Annotated in this window: 11 protein-coding genes; 4 read left to right on the top strand and 7 right to left on the bottom strand. The window is 71.6% G+C overall.

All coding sequences use genetic code 11. The annotated features are described in order from the left end of the window. The first annotated feature begins 95 nt into the window (after positions 1-95). Together AOM07_RS01095 and ettA are read left to right on the top strand one after the other, a co-directional pair. On the top strand, positions 96-635 hold the full coding sequence (locus AOM07_RS01095) for a single-stranded DNA-binding protein (protein ID WP_062310494.1): 540 nt from the start codon (positions 96-98) through the stop codon (positions 633-635). Positions 636-741: 106 nt separating this feature from the next. Next, complete coding sequence (ettA, locus tag AOM07_RS01090; RefSeq protein ID WP_062310491.1) at positions 742-2,424, top strand: energy-dependent translational throttle protein EttA; 1,683 nt, start codon at positions 742-744, stop codon at positions 2,422-2,424. A gap of 150 nt (positions 2,425-2,574) precedes the next feature. Here ettA and AOM07_RS01085 read toward each other — a convergent pair whose 3' ends face one another. Continuing rightward, complete coding sequence (locus AOM07_RS01085; RefSeq protein ID WP_062310487.1) at positions 2,575-2,958, bottom strand: VOC family protein; 384 nt, start codon at positions 2,956-2,958, stop codon at positions 2,575-2,577. Positions 2,959-3,186: 228 nt separating this feature from the next. Between AOM07_RS01085 and AOM07_RS01080 the strand changes: the two genes are divergently transcribed. Beyond that, complete coding sequence (locus AOM07_RS01080) at positions 3,187-3,666, top strand: acyl-CoA thioesterase (protein ID WP_062310484.1); 480 nt, start codon at positions 3,187-3,189, stop codon at positions 3,664-3,666. Between the two features lie 286 nt (positions 3,667-3,952). On the opposite strand, the gene AOM07_RS01075 is transcribed toward AOM07_RS01080, so the two are convergent. From AOM07_RS01075 to AOM07_RS01050, 6 genes are all read right to left on the bottom strand, one after another. Next, positions 3,953-4,849 carry a glycine betaine ABC transporter substrate-binding protein gene (locus AOM07_RS01075; RefSeq protein ID WP_062310481.1) on the bottom strand — a complete coding sequence of 299 codons (897 nt, stop codon included), beginning with the start codon at positions 4,847-4,849 and terminating at the stop codon, positions 3,953-3,955. 167 nt (positions 4,850-5,016) lie between these two features. Then, positions 5,017-5,958, bottom strand: coding sequence for an ABC transporter permease (locus AOM07_RS01070; protein ID WP_062310477.1), 942 nt, complete (start codon positions 5,956-5,958; stop codon positions 5,017-5,019). Next, positions 5,958-7,256 carry a quaternary amine ABC transporter ATP-binding protein gene (locus AOM07_RS01065; RefSeq protein WP_062310473.1) on the bottom strand — a complete coding sequence of 433 codons (1,299 nt, stop codon included), beginning with the start codon at positions 7,254-7,256 and terminating at the stop codon, positions 5,958-5,960. The genes AOM07_RS01070 and AOM07_RS01065 overlap by 1 nt, the downstream gene beginning before the upstream one ends. Before the next feature lie 338 nt (positions 7,257-7,594). Next, entirely contained in the window at positions 7,595-8,470 is an 876-nt protein-coding gene (locus AOM07_RS01060; protein WP_062310470.1) for an acyl-CoA thioesterase, read from the bottom strand. Beyond that, on the bottom strand, positions 8,470-8,892 hold the full coding sequence (locus AOM07_RS01055; protein ID WP_062310467.1) for a globin: 423 nt from the start codon (positions 8,890-8,892) through the stop codon (positions 8,470-8,472). Before AOM07_RS01055 ends, AOM07_RS01060 begins: the two co-directional genes overlap by 1 nt. A gap of 11 nt (positions 8,893-8,903) precedes the next feature. Then, positions 8,904-9,995, bottom strand: a complete 1,092-nt coding sequence (locus tag AOM07_RS01050) for a mechanosensitive ion channel family protein (RefSeq protein ID WP_062310464.1) — start codon at positions 9,993-9,995, stop codon at positions 8,904-8,906. A gap of 64 nt (positions 9,996-10,059) precedes the next feature. Here AOM07_RS01050 and malQ point away from each other — a divergent pair, with 64 nt between their 5' ends. Next, positions 10,060-12,204, top strand: coding sequence for a 4-alpha-glucanotransferase (malQ, locus tag AOM07_RS01045; RefSeq protein WP_062310461.1), 2,145 nt, complete (start codon positions 10,060-10,062; stop codon positions 12,202-12,204). Positions 12,205-12,260 lie beyond the last annotated feature (56 nt).

Here is a 12,260-nt window from a genome sequence, read left to right as displayed (position 1 = left end):
CCGGGCCTCCCCGGATCCGCGCCCGCCCGCGCATCGTCCCGAGCCGCGCTCGCACCCTGGACCCAGCCGCACCGTGCGGCACCAGGGAGGGGAGCATGAACGAGCTGACCATCACCGTGGCGGGGTGGGCCGCCACCGACGTCCGCCTGTTCAAGGGGCAGGGCGACCTCGCGATCGCGTCGTTCCGCGTCGCGTCGACGCCGCGCTACTTCGACCGCGACAAGGGCACGTGGGTCGACGGCGTCACCGAGTGGTTCACCGTGCGCGTGTTCCGCGGCGCCGCGATCACCGTCAGCGACTCGATCAGGACCGGCATGCCCGTCGTCGTGACGGGGCGCCTGCGCACGAGCACGTGGGAGGCGAAGGACGGCCCGCGCGTCGACCACCTCATCGACGCGACCGCCGTCGGGCCGGATTGCATGCGGGGCGTCGCGACCTTCCGGCGCGCCACCGGGGACGCGTCGCTGAGCGAGGAGGACATGAGCCCCGCGGCGAGCGCGATCGCGGCCTCGAAGGAGGGCGCGGCCGGGGACGATGCGGTGGACGCCTCGTCGTTCGAGACCGAGCCGCCGGGCGTCGAGGCCGACGGGCTCGACGCGCTCGACCGGGAGGACGAGCCCGAGCCTGTGCCCTGAGCGGCGGCGCGGGCCGCCCGACCTCGCCGGCGCATCGTCCTCGCGTAGGCTATGGGACGGCATCCGGGCGCCCGCGCGCCCGTTCAGGACAACCGACGGAGCAGCAGTGGCAGAGTTCATCTACACCATGCAGAAGGCGCGCAAGGCGCACGGCGACAAGGTCATCCTCGACGACGTGACGATGGCCTTCTACCCGGGCGCGAAGATCGGCGTGGTGGGCCCCAACGGCGCAGGAAAGTCGACGATCCTCAAGATCATGGCGGGCATCGAGCAGCCCTCCAACGGCGAGGCCCGCCTCACCCCCGGCTACAGCGTCGGCATCCTCCTGCAGGAGCCGCCGCTGAACGAGGAGAAGGACGTCATCGGCAACGTGCGCGAGGGCGTGGGCGAGATCTACGCCAAGCTCGAGCGCTTCAACGCGATCTCCGAGGAGATGGCGGACCCCGACGCGGACTACGACAAGCTGCTCACCGAGATGGGCACGCTCCAGGAGGAGCTCGACCACGCGAACGCGTGGGACCTCGACGCGCAGCTCGAGCAGGCGATGGACGCGCTGCGCTGCCCGCCGCCGGACGCCGACGTCACGGTGCTCTCCGGCGGTGAGCGCCGCCGCGTCGCGCTGTGCAAGCTGCTCCTCGAGAAGCCCGACCTGCTGCTGCTCGACGAGCCCACCAACCACCTCGACGCCGAGTCCGTGCTGTGGCTCGAGCAGCACCTCGCCAAGTACCCCGGCGCCGTGCTCGCCGTCACCCACGACCGCTACTTCCTCGACCACGTCGCGGAGTGGATCTGCGAGGTCGACCGCGGCCGCCTCTACCCGTACGAGGGCAACTACTCGACCTACCTCGAGAAGAAGCAGGAGCGCCTCCAGGTCCAGGGCAAGAAGGACGCCAAGCTCGCCAAGCGCCTCAAGGAGGAGCTCGAGTGGGTGCGGTCCAACGCCAAGGGCCGCCAGACCAAGTCCAAGGCCCGTCTGGCCCGCTACGAGGAGATGGCGGCCGAGGCCGAGCGCACCAGGAAGCTCGACTTCGAGGAGATCCAGATCCCGCCGGGCCCGCGCCTGGGCTCGACCGTGATCGAGGCGAAGAACCTCAAGAAGGGCTTCGGCGACCGCGTCCTCATCGACGGCCTGTCGTTCTCGCTGCCGCGCAACGGCATCGTCGGCGTCATCGGCCCCAACGGCGTCGGCAAGACCACGCTGTTCAAGACCATCGTGGGCCTCGAGCCGCTCGACGACGGCGAGCTCAAGGTCGGCGAGACCGTGCAGGTCTCCTACGTCGACCAGAGCCGCGGCGGCATCGACCCCCAGAAGTCGCTGTGGGAGGTCGTGTCCGACGGCCTCGACTACATCAACGTCGGCAAGGTCGAGATGCCGTCGCGCGCCTATGTGAGCGCGTTCGGCTTCAAGGGCCCGGATCAGCAGAAGGCCGCCGGCGTGCTGTCCGGCGGTGAGCGCAACCGCCTCAACCTCGCGCTGACGCTCAAGGAGGGCGGCAACGTGCTGCTCCTCGACGAGCCGACCAACGACCTCGACGTCGAGACCCTCGGCTCGCTGGAGAACGCGCTGCTCGAGTTCCCCGGCTGCGCCGTGGTGGTCTCGCACGACCGCTGGTTCCTCGACCGCGTCGCGACGCACATCCTCGCGTACGAGGGCACCGAGGAGGACCCGGCCAAGTGGTTCTGGTTCGAGGGCAACTTCGAGTCCTACGAGGCCAACAAGGTCGAGCGCCTGGGCGCCGAGGCGGCCCGTCCGCACCGCGTGACCTACCGCAAGCTCACCCGCGACTGACCTCAGCCCGGCCGTCCGTCTCCGGCGCCTCCGGTGGCGCCCCGCGCCCCGGGGAGCGGGTGGATGGCGGTCGGTTCCGAGAGCTCCCCGGCTCTCCTGGGTCGATCGTCGACGCTCCTCGTCTGGTGACAGGCGAGGGGCGTCGCCGTGTCAGCCGACGCGTTCGACCAGCTGGATCGGGTGGCCGTCGAGGTCGTTGACGAACGCGACCTGCAGCACGTCGCGGAAGCGGTGCGGCTCGCGGCGCGCGCGCCCGCCGGCCTCGACCGCCCTGTCGAAGGCGCTCTCGACGTCGTCGGTCCACAGGGTGAGGCACACGCGGTCGCCCTCGGTGACGGGCTCGAGGCCGTGGCTCTGCGCGGCGGGCTCGGGATGCGCGAGGCCGAGCATGAAGCCGCCGAGCGCCATCTCGACCTTGATCGGCGCCTCGTCGTCGCTGCGGAAGGTCTCGACGAAGCCGAGCCGCGCGTAGAAGCCGGCGGCGCGCTCGCAGTCCTCGACGAACAGGATCACCTGCGGCTCGAAGAACTCCATCCGGCCACGCTACGCCGGAGAGCCGTGTCCGCGCAGGTATCGCGGGATCTGGCCGCCCCGCCCGGCGCCGCCCCGCCCGGCCCCCGCGCCCGCCCGGCCCCCGCGCACGCCCGGCCCCCGCGCCCGCCCGGCGCCGCCCGCAAGCCGAATGGGTAGACGGTGGTCGGTTCCGCCAGATCCGTGCGCCTCATGGGTATCTGATGGTCGCGCGGCGCTAGCGTGGCCTGCATGACCCGCATCCACGTCCCGATCACGCTGCGGTGGTCGGACCTCGACGCCTACGGCCACGTCAACAACGCGGAGATGCTCCGCCTGCTCGAGGAGGCGCGCATCCGCGTCTTCTGGGCGGACCGCTCCGCCGCGGAGGAGCACGAGGTCCCGCACACCGCGCTCATCGCGGGCGGGCCGGACGCCGAGACCATCACGCTCATCGCCGCCCAGCAGATCGAGTACCTCGAGCCGATCCCGTACCTGCGCCGCCCGCTCGACGTGCGCCTGTGGATCGGCCGGCTCGGCGGCGCGAGCATCGAGATCTGCTACGAGGTGTGGTCGCCGCAGGGCGAGGACGCGCCGGTGCTCTACGCGAAGGCGGCGACCACGCTGGTGCTCGTCGACTCCGCGACGCAGCGGCCGCGCCGCCTCACCGACGCCGAGCGCGAGGCCTGGAGCCCGCACCTCGACGAGCCGGTGCGCTTCCGCAAGCGCTGAACGGTCGGGGGCGTGTGGCGACGCGTTCCGGTGGGTGGCGGCATGCATCCCCTTCGCACATGTCATCGTGACGTGAAACAGCGGTGCGTCGAGCGTGGTGCTGAACGGGAGCCCGGCCGCTCGCAACTGCCATTTCAGCCCACGCTGACACACGTGGACGTGGATGGTGCGGCGGCCGCAGGACCGGGACCGCGCCACCGGGACGGGGACCGCGCCACCGGGACGGGACGCAGAAGCGCCGGCCGCCCCCGGAGGGGCGACCGGCGCTTCCGATCGGTGCTGAGCCTTACGCGGTGAGCGAGTCGACCCACTCCTGGTTCGCGGCGACCCACTCGGACACGATGTCCGCGTAGTCGGCCGTGTCCGCGCCGTTGAGCTGGTTCTCGAGGTCGTAGAGGTGGTCGGCGTCCATGGTGAACGCGCCCATCCACTCGGCGACCTCGGGGAAGTCCTCGCCCAGGCCGGTGCGGCCGTAGGTCACGATGCTCTCGGCCTCGCCGAGCGTGCCCTCGGGGTCCTCGAGGTTCTTGAGGTCGTACGCGCCGTAGGCCCAGTGCGGCTCCCACAGCGTGACGATGATGTTCTCGCCGTTCGAGGTGGCGGTGTCGAGCTCCGAGAGCATCGCCGGGGTCGACGAGGTGAGGAACTCCATGTCCTCGAGGCCGTAGGTCGGGATGACCGCGTCCTGGACGGTGGCGGTGAGGCCGGCGCCGGGCTCGATGCCGACGATGCGGCCGCCGAACTCGTCGGCGTTGTCCGCGAGGTCCGCGAGCGAGTCGATCGGGGCGTCGGCGTTGACCGCGACGGTGAGGGCGGCGGAGTCGAACCAGGCGCCGAGCTCCTCCATGTCGTCACCGAACTCCTCGATGTACGAGGCGTGGGTGAGGGGCAGCCAGACGTCGGTCACGACGTCGTAGTCGCCGTCCGCGACGCCCTGGAAGACGACGGCCGGGTCGGCGTACTCGAGCTCGACGTTGTAGCCCTTGCCCTCGAGGATGTTCTCCCACAGGAGCGAGGTCGCGAGCGACTCGTCCCAGCCGTTGAACACGGCGAGGGTGAGGTCGCCACCGGCGGCCTCACCCGAGGCGGCGGTGTCGGAGTCGGCGTCCGAGGACGAGCAGCCGGCGAGCACGAGACCGCCGGCGGCGGCCATGGCGAAGGGCGCGAAGGCGCGAAGCTTCATGATGATGTTTCCTTTCCCAGCGAGGGGTGTCTCCCCTCGCAGTGAGCACCGGCCGCCCTTTCCGGCAGGGCGGGGTGCGCGCGGCTCCCTCAGAAGCCGCGAGGTCTCTGGCGCCGTCCGGGCGGACGGCGCGAAGCAGCGTCCGGGTGGACGATGCGCGGATCGGGTCAGACGGTCGCGACCGGTCGGCGACCGCCGCGGGCGATCTCCTCCTCGGCGTCGAAGCGGGCCTGCTGGTCCGCCTCCTTCTTCGCGACGTACGACCGGCGCCACCTCGAGTACAGGCCGAGGCCCTTCCCGAAGGACGCGGTGAAGCGGTCGAGCAGGATCGCGAGCACCACGACGGACAGGCCCGCCTCGAAGCCGAGGCTGACGTTGAGCGCGGAGATCGCCTGCGCGACGTCGCCGCCCAGGCCGCCCGCGCCGACGAGGCCGGCGATGACCACCATCGACAGCGACAGCATGATGATCTGGTTGATGCCGGCCATGATCGACGGCATCGCGAGCGGGATCTGGATCTGGCGCAGGATGCGGCGCGGGTGCGCGCCGAACGCCTGACCGGCCTCGACGACCTCCTTGTCCACGCCGCGGATGCCCAGCTCGGTGAGGCGCACGCCGGGCGCCATCGCGAAGATGAGCGTCGCGATGATGCCGGGGGCCACGCCGATGCGGAACAGGCCGAGCGCGGGCACGAGGTAGACGAACGCGGGCAGGGTCTGCAGGAAGTCCATGACCGGCTTGAGGATCTTGGACACCGTGTCGTTGCGCGCGGCCCAGATGCCGAGCGGGATGGAGATGACGACGGCGAGGAACGCCGCCACGAGGACCAGCGCGAGCGAGTCGATCGCGTTGTCCCACTGGTTGACGCTCATGATGAAGAGCAGGCCGGCGATCGCGCCGAGCGCGAACTTCCAGCCGCGGGCGAGCAGCGCGCCGAGCGCGACGACCGCGACGACGACGAGGGCCGGGGGCGTGGCGAAGATCCAGTCGACGGCGTCGAACATCCAGATGAAGAGCTGGCGGAGGGCCTCGAAGAGCCACGAGAAGGTGTCCTCGAGCCACTCGAAGAACGCGTCGATCCACGTGCCGACGGGGATGCGGAACTCCATCAGATGGCCTCCTTCGGGTTGCCGGCGCCCGCTCCGACGGCGGCCTCCAGGACCTCGTCGACCACCTCGGCGGGCAGCGGGTCGGGACGGGGGGTCGCGGTGGCGGCGGCCTCGGGCTCGCCGCCCAGCGCCGCGAGCAGCGTGACGCGGGGGATGACGCCGACGAGGCGGTCGCGGTGGTCGATCACGCCGAGGGGCAGCGCCGCCTCGAGCGACGGGATGAACAGGTCGGCCAGCGCCGTGTCGGTGGCGACCGCCCCGTGGTCCGCCCGGATCACCGAGGCGAGGTCCTTCTCGCCCCTGCGGACGAGGTCGAACACGTCGCGGTCGCTGACCCAGCCGACGATCGTCCGGTCCTTGTTGACCACGTACGCACCGGCAAGCTGCTCGTCGCGCATCGTGGTGAGCGCGGCGCGGGGGCCCGCGCCGACGTGCACGACCGCGCGCGGCTTGCGCATCACGGACTCGGCCGTGAGCACCTTGGCGCGGTCGACGTCCTGGACGAACTGCTCGACGTAGTCGTTGGCGGGGTTGGTGAGGATGTCCTCGGGCGAGCCGATCTGGACGATGCGGCCGTCACGCATGACCGCGATGCGGTCGCCGATGTACATGGCCTCGTTGAGGTCGTGCGTGATGAAGATGATGGTCTTGCCCAGCTCGGCCTGGAGCTCGAGCAGCTGGTCCTGCATCTCGCGGCGGATCAGCGGGTCGAGGGCGGAGAACGCCTCGTCCATGAGGAGCACGTCGGTGTCGGCGGCGAGGGCGCGGGCCAGGCCCACGCGCTGCTGCATGCCGCCCGAGAGCTCGGAGGGGTGCTTCTCCTCCCAGCCCTTGAGGCCGACGATCTCGGTGACCTTGCGGGCGCGGGCGACGCGCTCCTCGAGCGGCACGCCCTGGATCTCGAGCCCGTAGGCCACGTTGTCGATCACGGTGCGGTGGGGCAGCAGCGCGAAGTGCTGGAAGACCATCGAGATGCGCTTCCTGCGGATCTCGCGGAGGCGCTTCGCGGGGATGTCCGTGATGCGCTCGCCGGCGACCTCGACCGTGCCGGCTGTCGCGTCGTGCAGCCCGTTGAGCATGCGGATCAGGGTCGACTTGCCCGAGCCGGACAGGCCCATCACCACGAAGATCTCGCCGCGACGGACCTCGAAGGAGGCGTCGATCACGGCGGCCGTCGTGCCGGCTCCGAGCTCGTCGCGGGGCGTGCCGCGGTGCAGCTGGATCACCGCCTCGTCGGCGTGGCGCCCGAAGACCTTGTACAGGCCGTCGGCGCGCAGGGCGATCGTGTCGTCGTTCATTCGGTCCTAGCTCCTGGGGGTTCTCAGGTGCGCAAGGGCCTCGGCTAGCGAGAGGACTCGCAGCCGTCGGACGGCAATCACGGGCCCGCCTGGCGGCGCCCGGGGGCGCCGCTACTAGCGCTCCGGCGCGTCATCCGGGGAGGGGCGCGCCAGGAGGCCTTTGGCTGGTCATTGACGTTCGCATGACGGGCTCTTGCCAGTCGGAACGGCTCTGCGACCGTAACAACCCGGCCCCCGCCGGTGTCCAACCAGATCGCGCTTCGTTACAGAATCGAAATAATCGTGTCACCATCAAGCATCGTGGCGAGGGGTGGGCGAAATCCCTGGTAGACCCTTTGTCAGGGGAGCCGGATCATGCCCTCCTGGGCGGCCGAGGCGACGAGCCTGCCGTCCTCCGAGAAGATCCACGTGCCGGTGAGGCCGCGCCCGCCCTGCGCGGTCGGGGAGTCCTGGACGAAGAGCAGCCACTCGTCGGCGCGGGCCGGGCGGTGCCACCACATCGCGTGGTCGAGGCTCGCGAACGAGATGTCCGGCGTCACCCACGAGGCGCCGTGGCGGCGCAGCAGCGGCTCGAGCATCACCTGGTCGGAGCCGAAGGCGAGCAGCGCGCGGTGCATGAGGTCGGAGCCCTCGATGGGCCCGCGCAGCCTCATCCACGCCGTCTGGTACTGCTTGGGGCGCTTGTCCGGGCCCAGGAACAGCGAGCCCTCGACGTGGCGCACGTCGAACGGCGCCTCGGTGAGCCAGAAGTCCGCGGACGGGTGGCCCTGGAACGGCGCGAGCACCTCGATGCCGGACCGGACCGTGTCGGGGCCGGGCACCTCGGGCATCGTCACCGCGTGCTCGGGGCCCTCCTGCTCGACCTGGAACGACGCGATCATCGACAGGATCGGGCGGCCGTTCTGCAGCGCGTGCGTGCGCCGCGCGGAGAACGAGCGCCCGTCGCGGAGCACCTCCACCTCGAACTGGATGGGATGCGCCGCGTCGCCGGCACGCAGGAAGTAGCCGTGCAGCGAGTGCGCGAAGCGGTCGTCGGGCACCGTCGCGCCCGCGGCGAGCAGCGCCTGCGCGAGCACCTGGCCGCCGAACACACGCCCGCCGGGCATCGGCAGCGAGTCGCCCTCGAAGCTCGTGTCGCCGAAGCGGCGCAGGTCGAGCACCTTCATCCCGGCGGCGACGGCGGAGTCCGCCCACACATCCTCGGTCGCGGGCATCAGCTCTCCTCGGTCGGCTCGAACGTGTTGACCATCGAGTGCGCGGCGCGCTCGAGGTAGTCCATCAGGGTGACGGCGTGCAGCGGCGCGAGGTTCTGGCGCGCCACCGCCTCCCGCATGTGCGCGATCCAGCGGTCGCGCGCGTCCGGGTTGACCTTGAACGGCATGTGCCGCATGCGCAGGCGCGGATGGCCGCGGGTCTCCGAATAGGTGGTGGGGCCGCCCCAGTACTGCTCGAGGAACAGCGTGAGCCGCGCGACCGCGCCCTCCATGTCGTCCTCGGGGTACATGGGACGCAGGACGGGGTCGGCGGCGACGCCCTCGTAGAAGGCGCGCACGATCGCGTCGAACGTCGCGTGGCCCCCGACCTCCTCGAAGAACGACCGGCCCTGCTCCTGCGCGGGCCCGGCGCCCACGCTCATGCCCGGCGTGCTCACTCGTCGTCCGCGTCGTTGGGCGGCGGGAGGCGGCGGCCGTCCTGGTCGACGGGCTGCTCGTCGCTCTTCGGGCGGGCGGAGTCGTGGAGCAGGCGCTTGGGGCCCTGCGAGTCGACCACCATGGCCTCGCCGGGCACCGCGAGCTCGATGCCGCGCTCGGCGAAGATGCGCCGCATCTCGTGGCGCACCTCGCGCTGGACGTCCCACTGGGTCGCCGGGTTGGTCTGGACGAGCAGGCGCAGCATCACCGCGTTGTACTCGAGCGACTCGATGCCGGCGACCTCGGGCTCGCCCAGGATCGACGAGGCGACCTTCTCGTGGCCGGCCTGGGCCGCCTTGACCGCGTCGATCATCGCCTCGCGGGCGGCCTCGATGTCGGTGTCGTACGCGAAGCGCACCTCGACGAGCGCGCGCGACCACATGCGGGTCATGTTGCCCACGCGCGTGATCTCGCCGTTGGGCACGTACCAGACGGTGCCGTCGAGCGACCGCAGCCGCGTGCACCGCAGCCCGACCTCCTCGACGGAGCCGGTGGCCTCGCCCAGGTTCACCACGTCGCCCACGCCGTACTGGTCCTCGAGCAGCATGAACACGCCGCTGAGGACGTCCTTGACCAGCGACTGCGCGCCGAAGCCGAGCGCGACGCCGACGACACCGGCGGAGGCCATGAGCGGGCCCACGGGCACGCCGACCATCGACAGCACGGTGGTGACGCCGACGGTGACGAGCACGACCGCGAGGGTCGAGTTGAGGACCCTGCCGATGGTGTTGGCGCGCTGGCGGCGCCGCTCGCCCTCGAGGCGCAGCTCCATGGTGTCGGGCTCGGCGACCTTGATCTTCGCCTTGCGCATCGCGCGGCGGGCGCGGCCGTCGAGCGGGGTGCCCTTCTCGATGCCCACGACGATGCCGCGGATCACCGCGCGGCCCACGAACCACACGATGACGAGCAGCAGGATCGCGATACCGAGCCCGATGAACTGGCCCGAGGTGTCGCTGGTGAGGTCCTCCCACAGGTTCTGCACGTCGCTGGCGGGGCCTTCGAGCGTGGGGGAGGGGGAGGGGGACGACTCGGCGGGAAGGATCAGCACCCCAACAGAGTAGCGAGCGCGCGCCGCCTCCCCTATACACCCTCGCATCTGGCAGGATTGACACGTGATCGATGCGCCCGAGGTCGAGCGTGAGGCCCCGTCGGAGCCGCTCGTCGCGCTCGCGCGCGCATGCGGCGTCTCCGTCGAGTACTACGCGATCGACGGAACCCAGGTCCAGTGCTCCGCCGCGGCGATCCGTGCCGCCCTCACCTCGATGGGGCTCGACGCCTCGTCGGACCGCGCGTGCGAACGCGCGCTCGAGGACCTCGAGGACCAGGAATGGTCCAGGCTCGTGCCCCCCATCACGGTGGTGCGCGCCGGCGAGGTGCGGGAGATCCCCGTCCACGTCGTCGACGGCGACCCCGCCGCCGCGAGCGTGCGCCTCGAGTCGGGCGAGTCGCGCGACCTCGCGCAGCTCGACCGCTGGGTGCCGCCGCGCAAGGTGGGCGTGCAGACGCTCGGGCGCGCGACCTTCGAGATCCCCGGCGACCTGCCGCTCGGCTGGCACGTCGTCGAGGCGGAGACCAAGGGACGCCGCGGCCGCGGCTACGTCGTCGTCACCCCCGCGCGGGTGACGATGCGCGACGACGTGCGCGCGCATCGTCCCTGGGGTCTGACGGTCCAGCTGTACTCGCTGCGCTCGAAGCGCTCGTGGGGCATCGGCGACCTCGCCGACCTCGCGGACCTCTGCGCCCTGGGCAAGTCGCGCGGCGACGCGGACTTCGTGCTCATCAACCCGCTCCACGCGACCGAGCCGGTGGCGCCGATCGCGAACTCGCCGTACCTGCCCACGTCCAAGCGCTACATGTCGCCGCTGTACATCCGCGTCGAGGACATCCCCGAGGTCGCGTACCTGCCGTCGCAGCAGCGGGCGCTTCTCGCGTGGGAGGCGGAGCGCCCGCAGCGCACCAACGACACCGACGAGCTGCTCGACCGCAACGCGATCTGGCGCCTCAAGTCGGCCGCGCTCGAGGAGGTGTTCCTCGCGCCGCGCTCCGCCGGCCGCGAGGCGCTGTTCGAGGCGTTCTGCCTGCGTGAGGGCGCGGCGCTCGAGGACTTCGCCACGTGGTGCGCGATCGCCGAGGCCCACAAGGGGCTGCCGTGGCCCGACGAGTTCGACTCGCCCGCCTCGCCCGCGGTCGCGCGCTGGCGCGACGAGCACGCGGACCGCGTCCTGTACTACGCGTGGCTGCAGTGGATCTGCGAGGAGCAGCTCGCGAACGCGCAGGCGACCGCGACGCGCGCCGGCATGAGCATCGGCGTGATGATCGACCTCGCGGTGGGAGTCCACCCCGAGGGCGCGGACGCGTGGTCGTACCAGCGCGTGCTCGCGCAGGGCCAGAGCATGGGCGCGCCGCCGGACTTCTACAACGCGCTCGGCCAGAACTGGTCGATCCCTCCGTGGCAGCCGCGCGCGCTCGAGGCCGCCGCGTACCTGCCGTTCCGCGACATGGTCCGCGCCGCGATCCGCAACGCGGGCGCGCTGCGCATCGACCACGTGCTCGGCATGTTCCGGCAGTGGTGGGTGCCCGAGGGCCACATCCCCGTCGACGGCGTCTACGTGTACGTCGACCACGAGGCGCTCATCGGCATCATCGCGCTCGAGGCGGAGCGCGCCGGGGCGATCGTCATCGGCGAGGACCTCGGTACCGTCGAGCCGTGGGTGCGCGAGTACCTGCACGAGCGCGGCATCCTCGGCACGTCCATCACGTGGTTCGAGCGTCACGACGATGGCGCGCCGCGCCTGCCCGAGCACTACCGCGCGGACACCCTCGCGGCCGTCACCACGCACGACCTCCCGCCCACCGGCGCGTACCTGGCCGGCGAGCACGTGCGCCTGCGCGCGGAGCTCGGCATGCTCGGCGGCGGCAGCATCGAGGACGCGCAGGCGGAGGCCGAGCGCGAGCGGCAGGCCTTCATCGACATCATGCTCGAGCGCGGCTGGATCCTCGGGGACTACAACGAGGAGGACCTCATCGCGGGCCTGCACCGCTGGGTCCTCGAGAGCCCCGCGCTGCTCACCGGCGTCGCCGTCACCGACGCGGTCGGCGAGCGCCGCGCGCAGAACATGCCCGGCACGGACACCGAGTACCCCAACTGGTGCGTCCCCGTCACCGACGGCAACGGCGTCCCGGTCCTGCTCGACGACCTGTTCGAGCACCCGCGCGTGCGGCGGCTCTTCCGCGCGATCAAGCACGCGCGCGGATAGAACCTCCCCACGCGCCGGACGCCCCGGGTGGCGCGGGACGATGCGGCGAGCGCCGC

The organism is Demequina rhizosphaerae, from assembly GCF_000971255.1.
In the GTDB taxonomy this organism is placed as follows: Bacteria; Actinomycetota; Actinomycetes; order Actinomycetales; family Demequinaceae; genus Demequina; species Demequina rhizosphaerae.
This window is presented reverse-complemented; position numbering and strand designations above follow the sequence as displayed.

Excerpts from the sequence above, each read along its gene's own strand:
- AOM07_RS01085 (WP_062310487.1), bottom strand. The coding sequence starts at position 2,958 with ATGGAGTTCTTCGAGCCGCAGGTGATCCTGTTCGTCGAGGACTGCGAG.
- AOM07_RS01075 (WP_062310481.1), bottom strand. The coding sequence starts at position 4,849 with ATGAAGCTTCGCGCCTTCGCGCCCTTCGCCATGGCCGCCGCCGGCGGT.
- AOM07_RS01065 (WP_062310473.1), bottom strand. The coding sequence starts at position 7,256 with ATGAACGACGACACGATCGCCCTGCGCGCCGACGGCCTGTACAAGGTC.
- AOM07_RS01070 (WP_062310477.1), bottom strand. The coding sequence starts at position 5,958 with ATGGAGTTCCGCATCCCCGTCGGCACGTGGATCGACGCGTTCTTCGAG.
- AOM07_RS01055 (WP_062310467.1), bottom strand. The coding sequence starts at position 8,892 with ATGAGCGTGGGCGCCGGGCCCGCGCAGGAGCAGGGCCGGTCGTTCTTC.
- AOM07_RS01080 (WP_062310484.1), top strand. The coding sequence starts at position 3,187 with ATGACCCGCATCCACGTCCCGATCACGCTGCGGTGGTCGGACCTCGAC.
- AOM07_RS01060 (WP_062310470.1), bottom strand. The coding sequence starts at position 8,470 with ATGCCCGCGACCGAGGATGTGTGGGCGGACTCCGCCGTCGCCGCCGGG.
- AOM07_RS01095 (WP_062310494.1), top strand. The coding sequence starts at position 96 with ATGAACGAGCTGACCATCACCGTGGCGGGGTGGGCCGCCACCGACGTC.